General features: G+C 35.7%; 20 protein-coding genes. 11 read left to right on the plus strand and 9 right to left on the minus strand.

What is annotated here, in order from left to right; genetic code table 11:
- Window positions 1-83: 83 nt before the first annotated feature.
- From A9G22_RS05465 to A9G22_RS05480, 4 genes are read left to right on the plus strand one after another with little or no spacing between them, the layout of a single operon-like run.
- The gene (locus A9G22_RS05465) at window positions 84-815 is read left to right on the plus strand and encodes an MtnX-like HAD-IB family phosphatase (protein ID WP_081296962.1); all 732 of its coding nucleotides are present in this window, start codon (window positions 84-86) and stop codon (window positions 813-815) included.
- Window positions 816-824: 9 nt separating this feature from the next.
- The gene (locus A9G22_RS05470; protein ID WP_065586621.1) at window positions 825-1658 is read left to right on the plus strand and encodes an alpha/beta hydrolase; all 834 of its coding nucleotides are present in this window, start codon (window positions 825-827) and stop codon (window positions 1656-1658) included.
- Window positions 1658-2014 (plus strand): EamA family transporter, encoded by a 357-nt coding sequence (locus A9G22_RS05475; RefSeq protein ID WP_075508489.1) that lies wholly within the window; start codon window positions 1658-1660, stop codon window positions 2012-2014. The genes A9G22_RS05470 and A9G22_RS05475 overlap by 1 nt, the downstream gene beginning before the upstream one ends.
- Before the next feature lies 1 nt (window position 2015).
- Entirely contained in the window at window positions 2016-2417 is a 402-nt protein-coding gene (locus tag A9G22_RS05480) for a DMT family transporter (protein WP_065586623.1), read from the plus strand.
- A gap of 82 nt (window positions 2418-2499) precedes the next feature.
- On the opposite strand, the gene A9G22_RS05485 is transcribed toward A9G22_RS05480, so the two are convergent.
- From A9G22_RS05485 to A9G22_RS05495, 3 genes are all read right to left on the minus strand, one after another.
- Window positions 2500-3372 (minus strand): arginase family protein, encoded by an 873-nt coding sequence (locus tag A9G22_RS05485; RefSeq protein WP_065586624.1) that lies wholly within the window; start codon window positions 3370-3372, stop codon window positions 2500-2502.
- Window positions 3369-4418 (minus strand): GNAT family N-acetyltransferase, encoded by a 1050-nt coding sequence (locus A9G22_RS05490; RefSeq protein WP_065586625.1) that lies wholly within the window; start codon window positions 4416-4418, stop codon window positions 3369-3371. Before A9G22_RS05490 ends, A9G22_RS05485 begins: the two co-directional genes overlap by 4 nt.
- Window positions 4419-4492: 74 nt before the next feature.
- Window positions 4493-5902, minus strand: a complete 1410-nt coding sequence (locus A9G22_RS05495) for an aspartate aminotransferase family protein (RefSeq protein WP_141669987.1) — start codon at window positions 5900-5902, stop codon at window positions 4493-4495.
- A 184-nt stretch (window positions 5903-6086) separates the two neighbouring features.
- Between A9G22_RS05495 and A9G22_RS05500 the strand changes: the two genes are divergently transcribed.
- From A9G22_RS05500 to gyrB, 7 genes are all read left to right on the plus strand, one after another.
- The gene (locus A9G22_RS05500; protein WP_075508490.1) at window positions 6087-6836 is read left to right on the plus strand and encodes a MipA/OmpV family protein; all 750 of its coding nucleotides are present in this window, start codon (window positions 6087-6089) and stop codon (window positions 6834-6836) included.
- 113 nt (window positions 6837-6949) lie between these two features.
- Window positions 6950-7858: a recombination-associated protein RdgC gene (locus tag A9G22_RS05505; protein ID WP_065586626.1), complete on the plus strand. Its 909-nt coding sequence runs from the start codon at window positions 6950-6952 to the stop codon at window positions 7856-7858.
- Window positions 7859-8053: 195 nt separating this feature from the next.
- Complete coding sequence (gene ompA / locus A9G22_RS05510; protein ID WP_065586627.1) at window positions 8054-9157, plus strand: porin OmpA; 1104 nt, start codon at window positions 8054-8056, stop codon at window positions 9155-9157.
- A gap of 161 nt (window positions 9158-9318) precedes the next feature.
- Window positions 9319-10677: a chromosomal replication initiator protein DnaA gene (gene dnaA / locus A9G22_RS05515; RefSeq protein ID WP_075508491.1), complete on the plus strand. Its 1359-nt coding sequence runs from the start codon at window positions 9319-9321 to the stop codon at window positions 10675-10677.
- Window positions 10678-10692: 15 nt separating this feature from the next.
- Window positions 10693-11796 (plus strand): DNA polymerase III subunit beta, encoded by a 1104-nt coding sequence (gene dnaN / locus A9G22_RS05520; RefSeq protein WP_065586629.1) that lies wholly within the window; start codon window positions 10693-10695, stop codon window positions 11794-11796.
- Between the two features lie 48 nt (window positions 11797-11844).
- Window positions 11845-12918, plus strand: coding sequence for a DNA replication/repair protein RecF (gene recF, locus A9G22_RS05525; RefSeq protein ID WP_065586630.1), 1074 nt, complete (start codon window positions 11845-11847; stop codon window positions 12916-12918).
- Between the two features lie 42 nt (window positions 12919-12960).
- The gene (gyrB, locus tag A9G22_RS05530; protein WP_075508492.1) at window positions 12961-15372 is read left to right on the plus strand and encodes a DNA topoisomerase (ATP-hydrolyzing) subunit B; all 2412 of its coding nucleotides are present in this window, start codon (window positions 12961-12963) and stop codon (window positions 15370-15372) included.
- Window positions 15373-15691: 319 nt separating this feature from the next.
- On the opposite strand, the gene A9G22_RS05535 is transcribed toward gyrB, so the two are convergent.
- From A9G22_RS05535 to A9G22_RS05560, 6 genes are all read right to left on the minus strand, one after another.
- On the minus strand, window positions 15692-17107 hold the full coding sequence (locus A9G22_RS05535; protein ID WP_065586632.1) for a VWA domain-containing protein: 1416 nt from the start codon (window positions 17105-17107) through the stop codon (window positions 15692-15694).
- A gap of 69 nt (window positions 17108-17176) precedes the next feature.
- Entirely contained in the window at window positions 17177-17659 is a 483-nt protein-coding gene (locus A9G22_RS05540; RefSeq protein WP_065586633.1) for a hypothetical protein, read from the minus strand.
- A 2-nt stretch (window positions 17660-17661) separates the two neighbouring features.
- The gene (locus A9G22_RS05545) at window positions 17662-18351 is read right to left on the minus strand and encodes a hypothetical protein (protein ID WP_075508493.1); all 690 of its coding nucleotides are present in this window, start codon (window positions 18349-18351) and stop codon (window positions 17662-17664) included.
- Window positions 18351-19967 carry an SUMF1/EgtB/PvdO family nonheme iron enzyme gene (locus A9G22_RS05550; RefSeq protein ID WP_176700236.1) on the minus strand — a complete coding sequence of 539 codons (1617 nt, stop codon included), beginning with the start codon at window positions 19965-19967 and terminating at the stop codon, window positions 18351-18353. The genes A9G22_RS05545 and A9G22_RS05550 overlap by 1 nt, the downstream gene beginning before the upstream one ends.
- Window positions 19924-21147, minus strand: a complete 1224-nt coding sequence (locus A9G22_RS05555; protein ID WP_075508494.1) for an ABC transporter permease — start codon at window positions 21145-21147, stop codon at window positions 19924-19926. The genes A9G22_RS05550 and A9G22_RS05555 overlap by 44 nt, the downstream gene beginning before the upstream one ends.
- A gap of 3 nt (window positions 21148-21150) precedes the next feature.
- Window positions 21151-21867: an ABC transporter ATP-binding protein gene (locus tag A9G22_RS05560; RefSeq protein WP_075508495.1), complete on the minus strand. Its 717-nt coding sequence runs from the start codon at window positions 21865-21867 to the stop codon at window positions 21151-21153.
- Window position 21868 lies beyond the last annotated feature (1 nt).

The raw sequence follows: 21868 nt of genomic DNA on the forward strand, positions 1-21868 counted from the left end.
ATACAAAGAGTCTACAAAGTTTATTGTCACTTTATGAGAAAATTTGCGCCAATATCTATAAATAGACTATTTTTATATCAGAAATGAATACTTTTTCATCAATAACAAACCCTCTTTTTTATCCATCTCATACACAGCGTCATACGCCAATTATCTTATGTGATTTTGATGGCACAATTAGTGTGAAAGACGTTACCGATACGTTGCTGAGCCATTTCGGTCAAGATGGTTGTGATGAGCTTGAAGAATTATGGGTTAATGGCAAAATTGGCTCTCAAGAATGTATGAGCAAGCAAATTGCCTTAATGGATGCAAGCTTAGACGAGCTTAATGACGTCTTATCACAAATTGAAATTGATCCAGATTTTAAATCATTTATTCATTATACTGAACAAAATAATATCCCTGTTCACGTAGTTAGCGATGGACTTGATTATGCCATTGAGTTTATTTTAAAACGTCATGGTATTAAACTTTTGCCAATTTTTGCCAATAAATTGACGCACAATAATGTGCGCAGTTGGCGCCTTGAGTTCCCCTATGCAAACAAAGACTGCATCAAAAAAAGCGGCAATTGCAAATGTAATCACGTTAAAAAACAACAGCACTTTACGCAGATATTATATGTTGGTGATGGCTCTTCAGACTACTGCGTATCGCATAATGTTGATTTTGTGTTTGCTAAAAACAAGCTGGTTCATTATTGTGAAAAAAATAAGATTGAGCACTGTGCCATCAAGAGTTTTGCTAATGTAACTCAAGCCTTAAAACAAGCTCAGGATTTGCTAATTCCGATCATGATAGTAAAAGAATAAGGAATACTAATGAGTACAATTGAAGATTTATCGTACTTTCTACCAGGTAACAAAAATGGCGTGCTATTAATTCATGGATTAACTGGGACGCCCAATGAAATGCGAATTTTAGCCAATGGTTTACATAAAGCAGGATTTACGGTTTATGCCATCCAGTTAGCTGGGCATTGTGGTACGGAAGAAGATTTGTGTAAAACAACTTGGCAAGATTGGTATAAAAGCGTGCAAGATGGCGCTGATTATTTAGCACAGCATGTAGATAATATCTTTGTTGCAGGACTATCAATGGGCGCACTACTTGCGCTCAAACTGGCAGTAGACAGACCTGAACAAATTAAAGGGGTTGGTGTGTTAGCACCCACATTTTGTTACGATGGTTGGAGTATGCCATTTTGGGCAAAAAAACTGTTTTTCTTACTTGTTTACTTTAAAAAATTGGGTATTTTCCAAAAACAGGTTTTCATTGAACAACCGCCTTATGGACTTAAAGATGAACGCATTCGTGCGGTGGTCTCTGAAAGTATGTTAAGTGGTGATGCTGCATCAGCAGGCCTTGCTGGAAATCCATTCCCTGCGCTTGCCGAAATGCAGTTATTGGCAAAAGCGATGCGCAAGCAATTGCCCCAAGTGATTTCGCCTTGTTTAATTATGCATTCAGGTAACGATGATATCGCCAATATAGAAACGAATGCCAAATTGGTCGAAAAGCAAGTTTCAGGACCAACAAAGTTAGTGGTATTAAATGATAGCTATCATTTAATTACCATTGATAGCCAGCGCCGCGAAGTGATCAAGGAGTGTGCTTCTTTCTTTGATAATATAGCAGAAGGAATAAAAGCATAATGTCACCATTAGTTATTCTACTTTGGGTTAGTAACATTTGTTTCGATACCTTAGGACAGGTTGCTTTTAAATTTGCTGCCATCGCGCCCAACAATCGCGATGGTTGGTACTATTGGCTAGATTTAGCAAAAAATAAGTGGATTTGGATTGGCGTTACCTCTTATGTTGCTGAATTTTTATTATGGTTAGCCTTTTTAACGTTAGTCCCTCTTTCTCAAGGGGTATTACTTGCTTCATTTAATATCATTACAATTATGCTAGTTGGTCGTATTCTTTTCAAAGAATTACTGACTAGTTACCGTTTGATAGGAATGTTATTAATCACCGCTGGCGTCATTTTTGTAGGAATGTCTTAATATGGCTAGATTTTACTTAATTGGTTTTTCTGTATTACTCTTTTTTGACACAATTGCGCAATGTAGTTTTAAATTAACCGCTATTGAAGCGCAACCTTTAGAAATGAGCCTAGAATGGTTAACTCGCGTATTTACTAACCCTTGGATCTATATTTCAATAGCGGGTTATATTCTGACTTTCTTTACTTGGATGACGTTATTAAAAAAAGCACCAGTAGGCCCAGCTTTTGCGGCATCGCACTTTGAAGTTGTGACAGTCATGATTGTTTCTATCTGGTTATTTCACGAACCCATTACCTTATTCAAGTTAATTGGTGCAACACTAATTGTTTCGGGCATTCTCTTTTTGGCGTTAGCAGAAAGCAAATTATCTAAACAAAATTTGCAACATCATCAACGTTAAGTTCTCATCATAACAAATAATGGAAAAGTAGGTAAATTTTTATACTTAAACACCTACTTTTCTGAAATTTTTTTACACCAATTTATACTGCTAATGCTTTTAATAATGTCACATTAAGTTGATGTTGTTCTTGTTGCCAATTGATAAGGTTTTGGGGTGATATAGTCGGTTGTTTATCTAGCGAACTGAGTAAACGTTTAAACCAATTTGATGGCTGCCATATTGACAGTTCTCCCGTAATATCACTGCCGATAATTCTAGTTTTAATTGACGATATAGTATCAAGCAGATGATACGTTTGTAGCTTGCCTTGATCCCAGTTGGTGTGAATCACCTCTTCGCTTAATACGTCTTTATCAATCGATAAATAGACCGGTTGTGCGCTATGATATTGTTCGGATAAGAAGTTAGCAATAAGGTCATCTGGTGTGGCAAAATGCCTAAAAGCATGTCCTAAACCAATTTTTTTTGCCCATGCGACATTGACATCTAAGCTCCAATAAGTCAGTTTTTTATGAAAAAGTGGTTTCCACCTATTTTCCCAAAAATGAGCAAGTCCAATATCATGGGAGGTAATACCAAGCACATGTACATGACTCACAAATGGCAAACCTGCCACATAACTAACCCATGATCCACAATGGATACCAAATAAATAACGCATGTTATCGGGGTGATTATCAAAAATCACAACTTGGATCGGATTGTCTGCGGAATATTGCTGTGCTAAACGTTCAATAAGTAATAATGAAATATGATGAAAATCACCACTGCCCATTAATACCGTGCCATGAGTGTCGGGTAAAGATTTTTGTAATGCCTGTTTAAATTGGCTAAATTGTTTCTTAGTGCAACCAAAACGAATTGTATCTTGCCACTGCGTAACATCAATCGTTTGAGCATGACAAATATCACCCACGCTTCCATCAAAGTTGAGAATAATAGGACAGGTCATGCTACTTTCTCCTTATCACTTTCAAAGTGACCAATCAATCTGCGTAATACAGCTCTTAGTAATGGATTGCGAATATAGACAAGATGCTTAGTAAAAGTAAATTTTGCACCGAGTGATGCTTTTACCTCAGGATCGGTCCAACCCGCAATATAATGACTAAATCCTTGCTGCAAAGCATATTCAAGATTAACAAACCAGCTTACAAAATAGAGATTGAGCTCTCTTGCCTGTGGATAAACCATACCAATATACTTATCAACTAGCATATTGTTCACAACAAAACAAATATTGTACCCCACCAACTTATCATCATGGTGATAAGTCACAATATGCGCATTTTGGATTTTGCTTTGTAATAGCTGAGTAAAAAAGGGCTTAGTCAATAAGTCAAAATGGATTTCACTTTGCTGATAAACATTAAGATACAATTGATAATACTCATCTAAAACCGCTTGGTCATAAAAACACTCATCACCACTATGCAACATATTAATCACTAATTTTTCTCGTGATTTTAGTTTTCGCCTAAAATTTTTACGTCGACTATAAGAAAATCGTGAAAAAATCTCATCTATATTTACAAAATCAATCGGTAGCCAAGCCAATGCTTGCCCCTCGACTTCAATAAAACCTTGTTCTTTTAGTGACGAAATAAGATGCATTGAATAATCATTTTCTTTGTCTCTCAGTAAAGGCGATGCGATAGGTATATCTTTAACAATCAAAAAAGGATATTGCTTAGCATAAGCCGTTTTTAGATGTTGTGCTAATTGATTAGCATCCACTTTATCATTTAGTAACGCATATTCCGAAACAGTTGCGCCAACAAAACAAGTATTGGGTTGTAAGTAGCGCTGCCATTTATGATAAAAAGGCAGTTTTTGAATTTTATGTCTGAAATCATCATCTGCAGTAGTAAGAAGATCAAACTTGGCAGAAAAAACAGGCACACCATCTTCACTCAGCCATGCGGAAAATTCTTGTGGAGGATGAGCTAAAAAATTGTCTATTAATTCATTGGGTTCTAACTGATTGATATATTTCATAACGTTAAATATAAGATTGGCTGTAACTCGCGGTCCCGCCAATAGACATTGGCGGGAAAATGAAAACAAAACAATTAAAGCTCTTTTTTAGCTCGAGTAATTAATTGATCCAACAGTTCAATACCCTGATCAATTTCTTGACGAGAGATGTGTAACGATGGCGCAAAGGTAATCACGTTTTTATAGTAACCACCAATATCCAGCACTAAGCCCATTTTGGTACCTTTCCAATCAAGATCACCGGACATACCGATATCAACCATTTTGTCAACAAGTGCTTTATTGGCTGTAAAGCCATCTTCAGTACAGATTTCAGCACGTAGCGCTAAGCCTAAACCATCAACTTCGCCGATCTCTTTGTGTTTCTTCTCAAGTGTTTTTAAACCTTCTAGGAAGTAAGCACCGCTCTCCATGACCATTTTTTCGTAATCGGTTTCAGAAGTCATTTTTAACACTTCAAGACCAACTGCTGTACCAAGTGGATTTGAGGCAAAAGTTGAGTGAGTTGAACCAACTGGGAATACTTGTGGATTAATTAATTCTTCACGTGCCCATAAACCACCTAGCGGATTAAGACCATTAGTTAATGCTTTAGCAAAAACCACAACATCAGGTTTGACATCAAAGTGTTCAATTGACCAAAGTTTACCAGTACGATAAAAGCCCATTTGGATTTCATCAACGACTAATAAAATACCATACTGATCTAATACTTTTTTAAGACCTTTAAAGTAATTACGAGGAGGAACAATATAACCACCTGTTGCTTGTAAAGGTTCGGCATAAAACGCTGCATATTCCGCTTGTCCCACTTTTGGATCCCAAACACCGTGGTATTCGGTTTCAAATAAACGCGCAAATTCAGCCACCAAATGTTCACCATATTCTTCTGCTGTCATGCCTTTTGGTCGACGGAAAGGATATGGGAATGGAACAAACATAGCACGATCACCAAAATGACCATAGCGACGACGATAACGATAACTTGATGTAATGGATGAAGCGCCTAAAGTACGACCATGGTATCCACCTTGGAAAGCAAACATTAACGATTTACCGCCAGATGCATTACGAACCAATTTTAAAGAGTCTTCAATACATTGTGAACCACCCACATTGAAATGTACTCGTCCTTCATAACCAAAGCGTTTTTCCATGCCTTGGGCTATCGTTTTGGCTAATTCAATTTTAGTTGGATGCAAATATTGGCTAGCGCACTGTGGTAAAGTATCAATTTGCTTTTTAAGCACATTATTTAAACGTTCATTAGCATAACCAAAGTTACACGCAGAATACCACATTTGTAAGTCAAGGAAAGCTTTGCCTTCTTTATCATACATGTAGCTACCTTCACAACCATCAAAGATTTTTGGTGGTTCAACATAATGCACGGTATCACCAAAAGAACAATATTTAGCTTCATCCGCTAACAATGTCGCATCATCAGGACGACTATTAATCATTTCTAAAGTTGGTTTACTCATAATTATCTCACTAATCCATATTCAAATACGATAAAATGTGGCATTATTATTCAAGAAATTGGTTTGTTACAATGTACAATTAATGTATAGATTGTGTGACGATATGCGAAACAGCAAAATAAATGATAATAAAGTTTGTGTTACTAGCTACAGGTGATCACTTTTTATATATGGGTATAAAACAATGAAAAAAACAGCTTGTGCACTTTCTATTTTGTCAATCATCGTTTTAGGCACCACCAAAAATGCGTTAGCTGATCCCATTTCCATCGGGGCGGGTATGGATTTGGCAAATTCACCTTATAAAGGTTATAGCACTAATTATTACCCTATCGGTCATATTGATTATGATAATGGCTTATTTTTTATTGATGACTTATCGGCTGGTGTTTATGCGTATAATGAAGATAATCAAAGCATCTCCATTGGCGCTCGTTATTTATCTAATGAATTTAAACCACATGATTCAGATAATCACCAATTAAAGCAACTTAATAGCCGTCATTCAACACTACTTGCAGAAATCGAGTATTCCATTGATACCAACTGGGGAAGTTTTTCTAGTAGCGTAGGGGCAGATGTACTAAATCAAAGTAATAGTATTTTAGTCAATGCTGATTATACGGTTCCTTATATGCAAGGTAATTTAATTGTTGCGCCTACTATCGGTATAAATTGGGCCAATAATAAACATAATGATTATTATTATGGTGTCTCGCATAAAGAATCCTCACGTTCAAAATTACGATACTTTAATGTTGATGATTCATTAACACCTTACGCTGAAATAGCAGCACAATATTCATTAACCCAAAATATTGCGACTTTTGGCGGAGTTCATATTGATAAGTTAACTGGCGATGCGGCCGATAGCCCTATGGTTGACAATAGCACTGTAACCTCAGTTTATATGGGTGTATCTTATCACTTTTAATGAATATACATTCATACTCAATAACAAAATAATCTCGGCTTATCCACTATAAGTTGTTACTCGTTTAAACAAGATAAAAACTTTATCACAAAAAATTCAGGAAATAGAAAAGTATGCTTTGGTTTAAAAATGCCATCATTTATCAACTTAATAATGATACATTACTTAATAAAGATGCGATTGAAAAAGCACTAAAATCTCAGCTTTTTACTCCGTGTGGTAGTTTAGATACCACCAAAATAGGTTGGGTTTCTCCTTATCATGATAATAATAACGATGATTTTATTGTTGATATACAAGGGCATTTGTTATTACGTATCAAAAAAGAAACAAAAATATTACCTGCCCCCGTCATTAAACAAGCATTATTAGAGAAAATCGATAAGCAAGAACAAGCTTTAAACAGAAAGCTGACTAAAAACGAAAAAGCCACCTTAAAAGACGAAGTCATGATTGATCTAATGCCAAGAGCATTTAGTAAATATAATCACTATTGGTTATGGATTGATACACAGAATAAACGCATTATTGTTGATTGTAGTAGTTTTAAACAAGCAGAAGATATCTTAGCTATATTACGTAAAGAGCTTGGTTCACTTGCTTTAATACCTTTATCAATTGATAAACCTCTTGAGCAAGTCATGACCACATGGGCTAAAGAGAATTTAACATTCCCGCCATTTTTATTGGGTGACCAAGCCGAACTTAAAGATCCGCTTGAGGGTAATGGGATTATCAGTTGTAAAAATCAAGAAATCACCAGCGATGAAATGCGTGTCCATTTTGATTCTGGAAAATGGATCACTAAAATTAAAATTATTGACGAAAGAGGCGTCAGCTTTATCGTCAATAATGACTTAACATTTAAACGAATTAAATTTGACTCGGTTATTTTAGACGAAAATGAAGATATCGGTTCCGATGAATTTGATAAACGACTTGAAGCGGACTTCTTTATTATGGCTAATTCATTAGCAAATACCATTAATGACTTTTACATGACTATTAACAAAATAATTTGATAAAATTATTTAAATATTTTCTATTGCTGTAGCAATAACTATAGATTTGCCTATTATCTATGTTATACTAGGCACTAAATTATGGGTAACATAATTATATAAAAATAAGTAATTGTTCTTTTTTATTTGAAGTAAATTTTAAACAATAAAGAAACTAAACATCGTCTATAACAACATATAAGTTGAGGCAATAAAATGAAAAAAACTACTCTAGCTCTAGCAATCGCAGTTGCAAGTTTAACAGCTACTGCAGCTAACGCATCATACGAAGAAAACACTTTTTATACAGGTGCTAAATTAGGTTGGTCAGAACTTTACAGATTAGATGCCAATAAAGTCCGTGGCTATAATAAAGATGAAATCGGTATTAAAACATCAAATCGTAGTAATGTTGCGGGCGGTGCTTTCCTTGGTTTCCAAGCAAACCCTTATTTAGCATTTGAATTAGGTTATGATTGGTTAGGTTCTGCTAAATATAAAAGAACTCGGACTGCTGATAATACTAAAGCTGGAAACAGCAAGATTTCTGCACAAGGTGTATCTTTAACTGGTAAATTAAGCTATCCATTATCATTTATCTCTGACGATTTAGATATCTATGGTCGTGCTGGTGGAATGGTAACTATCGCTAAATGGAAAAATGGTGGAGATATTAAAGCACAATACGGTCACGGTGGCACAAAAACTGACGTATCTCCTGTTTATGCATTAGGTCTTGACTATCGTATCGACGAAGATTTCTCTACTCGTTTAGAATATCAATATGTTCAACATATTCATACTAAAACTGACGCTTCTCCAGATGCAGGTTTAGTAACTTTAGGTATCACTTACCGTTTAGGTTCTACTGCAGTTGCTACACCACCGGTTGAAGTAAAAACTCAAGAAAACCGTTATGTATTAAATGAAGATGTATTATTTTCTTATGCAAAAGCTGACTTAAAAGAAGAAGGTCGCCAAGCATTAGACAACTTACTTACAAATCTTGTTAAAATTAACCCAACTGAAAGCGCTATCGTAGTAATTGGTCATACTGATCGTATCGGTTCAGATAACTATAACCAAAAACTATCAGAAAAACGAGCTAACTCAGTTATGAAATACCTAGTATCTAAAGGTGTTCCTGCTGACTTAATCAGCGCACGTGGTATGGGTAAATCTCAACCAGTTACTGGTACTAAATGTAATGCTCTTCGTGGCGCTAACTTGAAAGCATGTTTAGCACCAGATCGTCGTGTTGAAATTGAAGTTAAAGCACGTAACATTCAACAAGTTGAAGTAACTAATACAACAAATTAATTTTTTAAATTATTGATTAAGACCCGGTTAAAAGCCGGGTTTTTTTATCTATCTTTTTTGTTAACAACTAAATTATATATCACCTTAGATCTACAAATTATCCACAAAAAAGATTATAATGCTTTACAGTATTGTTAGTAAGCAAAGTTAAAGGAGTTGCCGTGCCTACCGCAATTTGGCAAGATTGCCTTTCTCAATTACAAGAAGAGATCCCGACAACGGAATTCAATTTATGGATTCGTCCGTTGCAAGCGGAACTGGTTGATAATAAACTCTATATTTATGCACCAAATAGATTTGTCCTAGATTGGGTCAGAAATAAATATCTAACAACTATTTCCCAATTATTAAATAAACTTTTTAATGACGATTCTCTAAAATTATTTCTTGAAGTTGGTTCAACTGTATCTACCGATAAAAAATTGCAAAGTAGTCAGCGCAAAACAGAAGTGGTACCTGCATGGAAAACGACAAAAGAAACAAATAATAATCATGTCTACCATTCAGGTATTAATCATAAGCACACGTTTAATAGCTTTGTTGAAGGTAAATCCAACCAGCTTGCGGTTGCTGCAGCAAAACAAGTAGCTGAAAACCCTGGCAAAGCTTATAACCCATTATTTTTATATGGCTCTACCGGTTTAGGTAAAACCCATTTATTACATGCAGTTGGTAATCAAATAATGGCTGAAAAAGCCAACGCTAAAGTTGTCTACATGCATTCGGAACGCTTTGTGCAAGATATGGTTAAAGCATTACAAAATAATGCGATTGAAGAATTTAAGAACTACTATCGTTCAGTTGATGCGTTGCTTATTGATGACATTCAATTTTTTGCGAATAAAGAGCGTTCGCAAGAAGAATTTTTTCATACGTTCAATTCATTGTTAGAAGGCAATCAACAAATTATATTAACTTCTGATCGCTACCCTAAGGAAATAAATGGCGTTGAGGATCGCTTAAAATCACGTTTTGGTTGGGGATTAACCATTGCAATCGAACCACCCGAACTAGAAACACGAGTTGCAATTTTAATGAAAAAAGCCGAAGAAAATCATATTAAGTTACCTGAAGAAGTCGCTTTTTTTATTGCTAAACGATTACGTTCCAATGTTCGTGAATTAGAAGGTGCGCTTAATCGTGTTATCGCTAATGCTAATTTTACTGGTAAAGCCATTACCATTGATTTTGTTAAAGATGCCTTAAAAGATTTACTAGCTTTACAAGAAAAACTAGTTACCATTGAAAACATTCAAAAAACGGTTGCCGAATACTATAAAATTAAAGTATCAGATTTACTTTCTAAACGTCGTTCTCGTTCTGTTGCAAGACCACGACAAATGGCAATGGCACTTGCCAAAGAACTGACCAACAAAAGCCTGCCAGAGATCGGCGATGGCTTTGGAGGCAGAGATCACACAACGGTATTACATGCATGTAGAAAGATTGCAGAGTTGAAAGAAGAAAGCAATAATATTAAAGAAGATTACTCCAATTTAATTCGAACATTATCAACTTAAAAAAGAATCAATACTATGAAATTTATTATAGATCGTGAAAAATTGATAAAACCATTGCAACTTGTCAGTGCACCATTGAGTAGTCGTCCAACACTACCAATTTTGGGTAATTTACTATTACAAGTAAGCGATAACACGCTATCGATGACGGGAACTGATCTTGAAATAGAAATGATATCGCATATACCATTAGTTGAACTAAGTGAACCTGGTGCAACAACCGTGCCAGCAAGGAAATTTCTTGATATTTGCCGAAACCTACCTAATAATGCCAAAATTTCGATAAGCGTTGATGATAACCGATTGATGATTCAATCAGGTCGTAGTAAATTTTCTTTATCCACACTGCCCGCTAGCGATTTTCCTAATTTAGAAAATTGGCAAAGTGATGTTGATCTTTCTATTCCACAAAAAACCATTAAACGTCTTATTGATGCAGTGCAATTTTCAATGGCTAACCAAGATGTAAGATATTATTTAAATGGCATGTTATTTGAAATTGAAGATGGTTTATTAAAATCAGTTGCAACAGATGGACATCGATTAGCTTTATGTGCACAACCTATTGAAGAAGATACTAAAACTTCTTGTTCAGTCATTTTACCAAGAAAAGGGGTCCTTGAGCTTGCTAAACTGGTTAGTGATAACGACGAATTAATCAATATGCAAATCGGTAATAATAATTTACGTGTTAATCTTGGTGATTTCACCTTCACATCAAAACTCATTGATGGCAGATTCCCCGACTACAAACGCGTATTACCACGCAACCCCGATAAACCACTTGAAGTATCTTGTGAAGAACTCAGAAACGCCCTATCACGTGTTGCGATCTTATCCAACGAAAAATTCCGAGGTATTCGACTTTATGTCCATAACAATCAGATAAAAATCACCGCAAATAATCCAGAACAGGAAGAAGCAGAAGAAGTTATTGACGTAAAATATGAATCAGCAGAGCTTGAGATCGGCTTCAATGTCACCTATTTACTTGATATATTAAATACATTGAAATGTGATAGCGTACAACTGCTATTAACTGATGCAACATCAAGTGTACAAATAGAAGATATCAACAATCAGACCGCTACTTATGTTGTTATGCCAATGCGCTTATAATCAAATCTCATTTAATTGTCCGGCTTCGGCCGGCCTTATTCAAGGCATATGACTCTATCAAAAATCAACATTCATCATTTCCGTAATATTGATCATGCACAATTATCTTTATCGCCACATTTCAATTTTATTGTTGGTGATAATGGTAGTGGAAAAACGAGCTTACTTGAAGCTATTTATATGCTTGGCCATGGTCGCGCATTTAGACATACTCAATCAAATCGAATTATTCAGCATGAACAACCAGAGCTTGTATTATTTAGTGAGATAAAAAATACCCATCAACAAGTCCATTCCATTGGTCTTGCAAAGTCACGGAATAGCGAAAATAAAATCAAAATAGATGGGGACGAAGGCTTTCGATTAGCTGATTTAGCCAAATTATTACCCATACAATTAATTACACCTGAAGGGTTTGATTTATTGAGCGGTGGTCCCAAATATCGTCGCGCATTTATTGATTGGGGATGTTTTCATCATTATCCAGAATTTGTTCATTTATGGAATAATCTAAAACGCTTATTTAAACAGCGCAATGCATTATTAAAGCAATCCCATAGTTATAATCAATTATTACCTTGGGACAAAGAACTCGCTCCCATTGCTGAGAAAATTAGTCACATTAGAGCGGATTATTCGCAACAGATTTTCCCTGAAATTATAAAAACTTGCCATGACTTTTTACCCGAATATCAGCTGAATTGCCAATATTATCAAGGTTGGGAACATAGTACTGACTATGCTGAAATATTATATAAACAATATGAGCGAGACAAACTCCTTAGCTACACATCAGTCGGTCCACATAAAGCGGATATTCGATTACGTGTCGACAATATTCCAGTTGAAGATTTGTTATCGCGTGGTCAATTAAAGCTATTAATGTGTGCCTTACGCCTATCTCAAGGTGAATATTACTCAAAGCAAAGTACCCAAGCTTGTGTTTACTTGATTGATGATTTTGCCTCTGAACTCGATAACAATAAACGAGCGTTGTTAGCCAAACGTTTAAAATTAGCTCATTCACAAGTATTTATTACCGCCGTTAACCTAGCGCAAATTACCCACATGATCGATGAAAATGATAAGATTTTTTATATAAAATCTGGTATAATTTCTTAAATATACAGAATGATATAAACAATCAAATAAGTCGAGAAATCCATGTCTAATTCTTATGATTCTTCTAGCATTAAAGTACTCAAAGGGCTTGATGCTGTCCGTAAACGTCCAGGTATGTATATTGGTGATACTGATGATGGAACAGGACTTCACCATATGGTTTTTGAAGTGGTCGATAATGCCATAGATGAAGCATTAGCTGGGTATTGTCACCATATTGAAGTGACAATTCATCCCGATAACTCTGTTTCTGTGCGTGACGATGGTCGTGGTATTCCGACTGGTATTCATGAGGAAGAAGGTATCTCAGCGGCTGAAGTTATTATGACCGTGCTACATGCAGGTGGTAAATTTGATGATAATTCTTACAAAGTATCCGGTGGTTTACACGGTGTGGGTGTTTCAGTGGTTAATGCTTTATCGGATAAGTTAGAATTAGTGATTTATCGTGATGGTAAAATTCACCAACAAATTTATCACTTAGGGGTGCCACAAGCGCCACTCAAAGTGATTGACGACACCACTGAATCAGGTACCTATGTTCGCTTCTGGCCAAGTCCAGAAACTTTTACTAATATTGAGTTTGTTTATGAAATCTTAGCTAAACGACTACGTGAATTGTCTTTCTTAAACTCGGGGGTATCCATCAGATTACTTGATGAACGCACCGGTAAAAGCGAACATTATCATTACGAAGGCGGTATCCAAGCTTTTGTTGAATATTTAAATAAAAATAAAAATCCTATTCATCCTAAAATATTTTATTTCAGCACAGAAAAAGACGATATTGGCGTCGAAGTGGCACTGCAGTGGAACGATGGTTACCAAGAAAATATTTATTGTTTTACTAATAACATCCCCCAAAGAGACGGTGGTACACACTTAGCCGGTTTCCGTGGTGCAATGACACGCACATTAAACAATTATATGGAATCTGAAGGATACAGCAAAAAAGCGAAAATTAGTGCCACAGGTGATGATGCGCGTGAAGGTCTCATCGCGGTTGTATCAGTAAAAGTCCCAGATCCTAAATTCTCATCACAAACCAAAGACAAATTAGTCTCATCAGAAGTTAAATCTGCGGTTGAATCCGTCATGGGTGAAAAATTAGCCGAATATCTCCTTGAAAACCCAAGCGATGCCAAGATTGTCGTCGGAAAAATTATTGACGCAGCAAGAGCGCGAGAAGCCGCTCGTAAAGCGCGAGAAATGACACGCCGTAAAGGTGCTTTAGACTTAGGTGGACTACCGGGTAAACTTGCCGATTGCCAAGAAAAAGACCCAGCGCTATCTGAACTCTACCTAGTGGAAGGGGACTCTGCGGGTGGCTCGGCCAAACAAGGACGTAACCGCAAAAATCAAGCAATTTTACCGCTAAAAGGTAAGATATTGAACGTCGAAAAAGCCCGTTTTGATAAAATGCTTTCATCGCAAGAAGTGGGAACGTTAATTACTGCATTAGGTTGTGGTATTGGCCGTGATGAATATAATCCAGATAAAATGCGTTACCATAGCATTATTATCATGACCGATGCCGATGTCGATGGTTCACATATTCGTACTCTATTACTAACGTTCTTTTATCGCCAAATGCCAGAAATCATAGAGCGTGGCTATGTTTATATTGCACAACCGCCTTTATATAAAGTCAAAAAAGGCAAGCAAGAGCAATACATCAAAGATGATGAAGCAATGACGCAGTTTCAAATTGCTTTAGCCCTTGAAGATGCCTCATTACATGTTAATGACCATGCCCCTGCACTTGCAGGCGAAGCGTTAGAAAGACTCATTGCCGAATATCAAAAAGTCGAAAAAATGATTACCAAAATGGAGCGTCGTTACCCTAAAGCGCTACTTTCTGAATTGGTTTATCATGACGTATTAAACGAAAGTATTTTAAAAAACCAGCAGCAGTCTGAAAATTGGGCAAAAACCATTGTTGAAAAATTATCGAACAAAGAGCAACATGGCAGCAGCTACCTGTATTCAACTGAATATAATGAAAAAGCACAATTATATGTGCCAACCATTAAAATCAGAACCCATGGTGTTGATACAAATTATCCATTAGATCAAGTCTTTATCCATAGCAATGAATACCGTAATATCTGCCGCCTTGGCGCACAATTAAAAGATCTACTGGAAGAGAGTGCCTTTATTCAACGCGGTGAGCGTAAACAGCCGGTTGAATCTTTTGAAGAAGCCGTTGATTGGTTAATTAAAGAGTCTCGTCGTGGCTTAACTATTCAGCGTTATAAAGGTCTTGGCGAAATGAATCCTGAACAATTATGGGAAACCACCATGGATCCCACCAGTCGCCGTATGTTACAAGTCACCATCAAAGACGCAATTGAAGCAGATCAATTGTTTACAACTCTTATGGGCGATGAAGTTGAACCACGACGATTATTCATTGAAGAAAATGCCCTTAAAGCAGCCAATTTAGATTTCTAAATATTACTGTTATAAAAAAACAAACATAAAAACCAGATGCTATGTCTGGTTTTTTATTGGGTAATGGTGTAACTTTCTTATTAAAGAAGATAATTATCATCTAAATAGATTTTGGTGAAAATCTTTAAAAATTTTGTCAAAAAGTTTCAGTCAGATAGATGTTTAAATATAAGATTTGTGTAATTTTTGGATTCTTTCATTTTTTGCAATACCTAAAACTTTAGAGATTCATTAAATTTCAGACTTTAATTAAATATAAAACACACAAACAAGCAGATAATTGTCTACTTGTTTTTGTATTAATGGGAGCTTATGTTTTTTATTGACATACTGGTCTGTTGATTTTCAGATTTGAAACAGCTTTATTCATCTGTTGAATCAAGTCTTTAGGACTTTGTGCAATGTATACTTTTCCGCCCGTCGCATTGGCAATGCAGTCTATTTTGTGTTCACCAGCAATATCCACAATATTAATCTTTAATCGTGGCTTTTGTGCAGCTATATAATTAGCTAAAGTACAAATATTATTTCTTGTACAATTGTCTTCACCGTCGCTAATAATCAGAATATAGTCATCACGCTTTACACCGTCAAGCATTTTGCTGGCTTTTTCTAGACCGCTATACAAAGGTGTACCTCCTCCGCCAGCTCCAGTCGGTGTTAATTGCTTAATTTTACGCTTTAGCGCTCTCCTATTAACATAATTATAAAACGGTGAAACATCTGCAGCAGGGCAATTAGTCAGCGTTACAAGTGATATATCGATGTTCTGTTGTATGCTATCAATACTTGAAGTAGCCACACTTTTACTACTTGATAAACGAGTTGGTAAACGTGTCATTCGCTTTTCGTATTTAATTCTTTCTTGCTCGGAAAAATTACGTCCATATCCATAAGCCATATATTGAAAATATTGTTTAATTTCAGATGGCGGTTCATTTAATGTTACTGTCATAGATAATGAATTATCAAAGACTATTGCCATTTTTGATGGATTTGGATTTTTTTGTATCTCTTTCTTGGTTATGCAGTTAGGAGGATTTTTCACCTTTGGTTCTGGTAAAGGTTCTGCTGCAGGTGCTGGTGCGGGATCTTTTGACTCAGTAATAGGCTCAGGTACTGGTTCAGCTTGCTTGTTTTCTTCAACTGGTTGAGTTATTACTGGCTTAGCATCAAGAACCACTGGCTCAGGCTTTGCTTTTCCATATGGACAAAATAAGTACCAAAGAACACCAAGCAAAGCAAGTAACAATAAGGCTAAAAGTAAAAAATGCCACCAATGCCAAAATGATTTTGACGGAATAACTGGGGCAGGTGCTGGTAAAATAGGATCTTCAAAGGTATTAACAATAACGGGGTCATCATTAATCACATAAATATGATTACCTAAACTTTTAATTCTAGGTAACCACGATGAAATAAATACCTGCTGCTCAGCAGTGATTGACATTAACTTAACCGCAGTTTCGATATCGTTAATACGATTTTGTAACGTATTTTCTATCTTAGCTTTATGTGATTGAGCACTAATTTCACTCAATAAAATAGGTTGCCCTTCTAAAGGGCTGTACCATCCAATGTACTGATTATCATCAATCAACTTTGGTATAGCTAAGATCGAAAAAGTACGTTCAGTTAAATGTGGTTTTAGCAATACTAACAAAGAATTATATTGATCGAATAACGACATCTTTTCGGGATGATGATCAAAAATAATTCTTGTTATTCGCTGCATTGCTAATTTATTTCCTTTTATTTAACGACTGCTGTTGTTATTTAAACATCGATTAAGTAAGAAATATATTTATATGTTTAATGCTTTTTGCAATTGTTGAAGTTTTCTATTTAACTTATCTAACTCAACTTGTTTTTCAAGTTCAGAACTATTTGAATTGTTCACTTTATTCAGTTGCTGTTCAATATCTTTCACTTGAGCCTGTAGGTCGTCACGTCCTTTGGCTTTTTGTTTTACTTCATTGGTTAGTTTAGTTAAATCCGTTTTCAACTTTTGCTGCTGTGCCTTTTTTTGTTTAATGCTTAACGCGGTGGCGTTTTTTTGCTTCTCGATAGTGGCATAAATCTCTTTAAACTGCTGATTAGCTCTTACTTCATCTTCTAGAATTTGTTTTTTGTGATCAATTCGAGCCTGATAATTCCCTGAATAATTACAGCTAATTTTATCCATAATTCCAATGTTGGTATTAGTTGGATCGCACTGCTCAGGCGTAGTTGAACAACCGGCTAAAAAAATAAATGGGCTGAGTAATAAAAGATATTTTTTTTTCATAATTAGCTAACCTTAACCGCTGAACGTTGTTGTGTAACAAAATTAATTTGATTTCCAAGTACTGCAATTTGTTTATGCAATTGGCTTATTTGTTGATCAAGTTTTGATACATTCACACCTGACTGTCGTTCTTGAGATGATATTAAAATCCAATCATTTTCAACTTGTTTCATACGTTGTAATTTATCTGTCAAATAAGCAATATTCGCATCAATTTGATTCAAATCTTTTTGAGCTTGTTTTTTATTTAATGTATCATTTTTAATTTGATTATTTAATACTTTAAGTGTTGCTAAATTCTTATCTAATACCGCTTTTGCTGTTTGAGTTACAGCCTGTACTTCGTAGGTGTTTTTTTGAATATCTTGAATATAAACATCAAGACGCATTTCGGTATCAGCATATTCTGCACGTTTACTATCAAGATAATAGTTAGCACCCATCAGCACACCACAACCAACCGCAGCAGATGCAAGACATACCCCTGTTTTCCCACCTGCCAACATACAGCCAATACCGCCTAAACCAGCACCGACAGCACAAGATTGCCATGCTGATTTGCTAAAAAATTTAGCCGTATTACTTTTTGTTAATGCAGGATCGACATTTCTAGAACTTACCCCTCCAGAACCTTGACACCCTGTTAAAATAAGCGATAAGCATATAGTAAGTGTTACTATAATTTTATTCATCATTTTTTTCCTTTTATCTCATTACACGTTTTTAGCCAAGCTGTTCGCTCGATCTTCCCCGATTCAATATATTGATTAATATGTTCGAAATAGAGTTTTAAATAATCGCTCATATTCGCTTTGCCGCTATTTTCTAAAATAAATTGCGTTGATTTAACTTGATCATTAATCGTATTTTTCTCGTAATTTGACGCCGTATTAACAATCGTGTCAGAATAATATTTCAATATAAAGTCTCGAGCACTTTTAGATTCATCAACAACTTGTTTTAAATTATCTAGCTTCATTTTTGAGCACATATTGTCATCGGCTACAACATCTGTTTCTTTTAGATCACAAACCTCATTGATCATTGTCTTGTATAAATGGTCATTATACTCAAACTTGCCGTTCAAATCTGAAACATTAGCACACAAAAATGCACCTAATTGTAAAGCTGATTGAATAGAACGATCTCGTTGCTCATCGCGCGCTTGATTAGCGCTACGTAAAAGTGCATTGAGTTGATTTAATTCTTTTTTTGTTTTTTCATCTTCAACTTGTTTAGTAATTTTTTCAAGCTCGCTGACAACATTACCATTTTTTGCGCTGTCCGTCTCACTACCTAATTGACTCCATTCTTTGTCTAGTTCTTTTATATTGTTATTCGAATTCATCACTTCAGTTGTATAAACTAAGCGAAATCCAACATCTTTACTTTTATAAGCACTTTTATCATCATAGAAAGGCTTTTCAATACGAAAAGCACTGGTAGTTGAAGATTCAGGTGTTAAATAGCTACCCCCACGCACAATCATTCCACCTTGTTGACCATGGTAGCGATCAAGTTTATTCATTCTAAACGAATCAAACATCATTTCGCTCGCATTACCTAAAATATCATACAGATCTAGAGGATTAGGATCTAGCCTGCCAATCAGTTGCAATTTACCATTAGCAGACTTGGCACCAGAAAACCACGCATAACTTTCGAGATTTTTAGTCATAGGGAATCGTGATTCTCGAAATTCCGATTCTGTCACTTTTGAACCACCACGCGCAGCATATTCCCATTCCGTATTATTGGGTAAACGGACATAACCATTCGGTAAACTCATTGATTTTATTTTTGACTGGTTTGCAATTAACCAACGATTATATTTATCTGTAAAAGCAATAGCATCAAACCAGCTAATATCCGTGATAGGAAAGGCAAGATTCACTTTAGGAGTTGGGCAAGTATCATTCATGACGGATTGATATTGCAATGTGGTAATCTCATATTTACCTATCAAATAATAGCGTTCTTTATCTGAATCAGAAAAACTACCTGCAATATAATTGGGTGTGGCATACTCGGCAAAACCGAACTCTTTTTGATTGCTCCCTAAAATGACTTTGACATCATCTAGCGGTTTATTGGTAGGGGTAAATACCTTTTTCATCACTAAACTACCGTCACATGGCATCGGTAAAATGACATCATCTTTTGCCGGCTTGGGATTATAAAATTTACTATCCCAAGGTTCAGCAAAGCTTAATGCCGGTAGTAAGCTAATTGTGGCCAATCCCCAACAAGCTAATCGGGTATAATTATGCTTCACGTAAGCTTTCTGCTGGTTGAATTTGAATAGCACGTCGCCCTCCTATAACCACAATGCCCGCTGAAATAAATAAAGTCAGTAAAAATGCAATAATAAGATGATAAAATTGTAATTGACTCACAACGGATTGTGAAAGCAAATTTTTACCTAAAACTAAATTAAAAGCACAATTTCCTACCGCAAACAGCCCACAAGAGATTATAAAAGCGAAACAGCTCAAAATCATTGCTTGGTTAATCAAATAAAGCATAATGCCTTTTGAACGAAATCCAAGTAATCGCATAAAAGCAATATCTTTACGTTTACGTTCAATATTCGATAAAAATGAACCAGTAAACGATAAAACACATCCCAATACTGCCGTAATGGCAATAACGCTAAAAATAAAATTAAGCACTCGATCAATCGCTTGTATGTTTTCAATTGCATTAGCTTGGGTACGCGTTTCGATATGTTTTTCTCGTAATTTATATGCTAACGGTGCGACATTATCCAGTGAGTCCGCATAAATACGGGCTCGCGCAAACGCAGTATGATTAGGTGGATTGAATTGCCCCGTTGAGGTTAGAAAAACATCACTTTGATATCCATCATAATAGTTTTCCATATCAATCAGTAAATCTAAAGAGACAAAAGCCGCTGCACGGCTATAACGATTTTCGGGAATAATGCCAACTACTTCTAATTCAGTCATTCCTTTTTCAAGTTTTCCATCAAGCTGCCTTGTGATCACCATTTTCACGTGACTGCCCATCGTGACTTGCATTTTTTCGGCTGATAATGAACTTAATAAAATTTGCTTTTTATTATTCGGTAATGACAAATTTTTTGTTATTGGATCATCTTTAGCCGTGGGAATAATGTCGGCATTATTGACGAAATGGTTAGCATCTTTCATTAAATCAGCTTGCGTATTTAACGAACGTGTGAGTGGAATCACAAAAGCTGTTTCAGATTGCTGTTTTATCCACTCAAACATTTCATCTTTAAGTTGCAAATTCCCTACAATTTTTACTTCTAAATTTTGCGGATCACTGAGTAATTGTTCTCGAAGCTGCGAAACAACACCGTACTTTAAACTAAATAACAATAACAAGGGTGTAATCACTGATATTACTGAGGCAATAATACAAAATGATACTTTTTTGTCATACCATAAGTCCGCTAACGATAAACGAGTAACAAGTAACCATTTTGATATTGCTTTAGTCATTTTTTACGCCTTATCTTGTAACGGTAAAAATTCTGATGATTGTGCCGAGATTAACTTAGCCGATAAAGTCAATAATTCTTTGTTAGCGATGCGTTGCCAGTCATGTGTGACAATCATGGCAGCAATGTTATCTTGCTGAGCTTGTTCAATAATTAAATTAAACAGTAAATTCGCATTATAGGGATCCAATGCCGAAGTCGGCTCATCGGCAAGTAACAACGCTGGCTTATGAATAATCGAACGAATAAAAGAAGCTCGTTGCCTTTCACCAATTGATAACTGTTTAGGATATTTATTGAGCAAATGAACGATATTGAGTTTTTGCACTAGATAATCAAACCGGCTATTATCCACTTTTTTTTGTAATAACTTCAATGATAATAAAATGTTGTCACGAATCGTCAAAAATGGCAGTAATCCACCTGTTTGCAGCATAAAACCTAAATATTGCGCCCGAATATCAGCAAGTTCATCGATTTTATCTTGCTTGATTAGCGTTGCGATATCAATATCACAATTATCGACAACTAAGTTATAACCATCAATTTGGTCTGGTTTTAAAATCATGCCCACCATTTCAAGTAAAGTGCTTTTACCTGCGCCACTATCACCTTGAATAACCACAACTTCACCCGCTTTGACAGTAAGCGTCGGTAGACAAACGCTAAAAAAGGTTTTACCTGTGGAACGTGAAATCGATAATTGCTTAATATTTAACATT

The sequence above is a fragment of the Gilliamella sp. App2-1 genome (assembly GCF_001690255.1).
GTDB classification, from domain to species: Bacteria; Pseudomonadota; Gammaproteobacteria; order Enterobacterales; family Orbaceae; genus Gilliamella; species Gilliamella apicola_G.

Coding starts and splice junctions, on each gene's coding strand:
- A9G22_RS05555 (WP_075508494.1), bottom strand. CDS start 21,147: ATGACTAAAGCAATATCAAAATGGTTACTTGTTACTCGTTTATCGTTA.
- A9G22_RS05505 (WP_065586626.1), top strand. CDS start 6,950: ATGCTTTGGTTTAAAAATGCCATCATTTATCAACTTAATAATGATACA.
- A9G22_RS05500 (WP_075508490.1), top strand. CDS start 6,087: ATGAAAAAAACAGCTTGTGCACTTTCTATTTTGTCAATCATCGTTTTA.
- A9G22_RS05490 (WP_065586625.1), bottom strand. CDS start 4,418: ATGAAATATATCAATCAGTTAGAACCCAATGAATTAATAGACAATTTT.
- A9G22_RS05465 (WP_081296962.1), top strand. CDS start 84: ATGAATACTTTTTCATCAATAACAAACCCTCTTTTTTATCCATCTCAT.
- ompA (WP_065586627.1), top strand. CDS start 8,054: ATGAAAAAAACTACTCTAGCTCTAGCAATCGCAGTTGCAAGTTTAACA.
- A9G22_RS05535 (WP_065586632.1), bottom strand. CDS start 17,107: ATGCAGCGAATAACAAGAATTATTTTTGATCATCATCCCGAAAAGATG.
- A9G22_RS05475 (WP_075508489.1), top strand. CDS start 1,658: ATGTCACCATTAGTTATTCTACTTTGGGTTAGTAACATTTGTTTCGAT.
- A9G22_RS05470 (WP_065586621.1), top strand. CDS start 825: ATGAGTACAATTGAAGATTTATCGTACTTTCTACCAGGTAACAAAAAT.
- A9G22_RS05480 (WP_065586623.1), top strand. CDS start 2,016: ATGGCTAGATTTTACTTAATTGGTTTTTCTGTATTACTCTTTTTTGAC.
- A9G22_RS05560 (WP_075508495.1), bottom strand. CDS start 21,867: ATGTTAAATATTAAGCAATTATCGATTTCACGTTCCACAGGTAAAACC.
- gyrB (WP_075508492.1), top strand. CDS start 12,961: ATGTCTAATTCTTATGATTCTTCTAGCATTAAAGTACTCAAAGGGCTT.
- A9G22_RS05485 (WP_065586624.1), bottom strand. CDS start 3,372: ATGACCTGTCCTATTATTCTCAACTTTGATGGAAGCGTGGGTGATATT.
- A9G22_RS05495 (WP_141669987.1), bottom strand. CDS start 5,902: ATGAGTAAACCAACTTTAGAAATGATTAATAGTCGTCCTGATGATGCG.
- A9G22_RS05540 (WP_065586633.1), bottom strand. CDS start 17,659: ATGAAAAAAAAATATCTTTTATTACTCAGCCCATTTATTTTTTTAGCC.
- recF (WP_065586630.1), top strand. CDS start 11,845: ATGACTCTATCAAAAATCAACATTCATCATTTCCGTAATATTGATCAT.
- dnaN (WP_065586629.1), top strand. CDS start 10,693: ATGAAATTTATTATAGATCGTGAAAAATTGATAAAACCATTGCAACTT.
- A9G22_RS05545 (WP_075508493.1), bottom strand. CDS start 18,351: ATGAATAAAATTATAGTAACACTTACTATATGCTTATCGCTTATTTTA.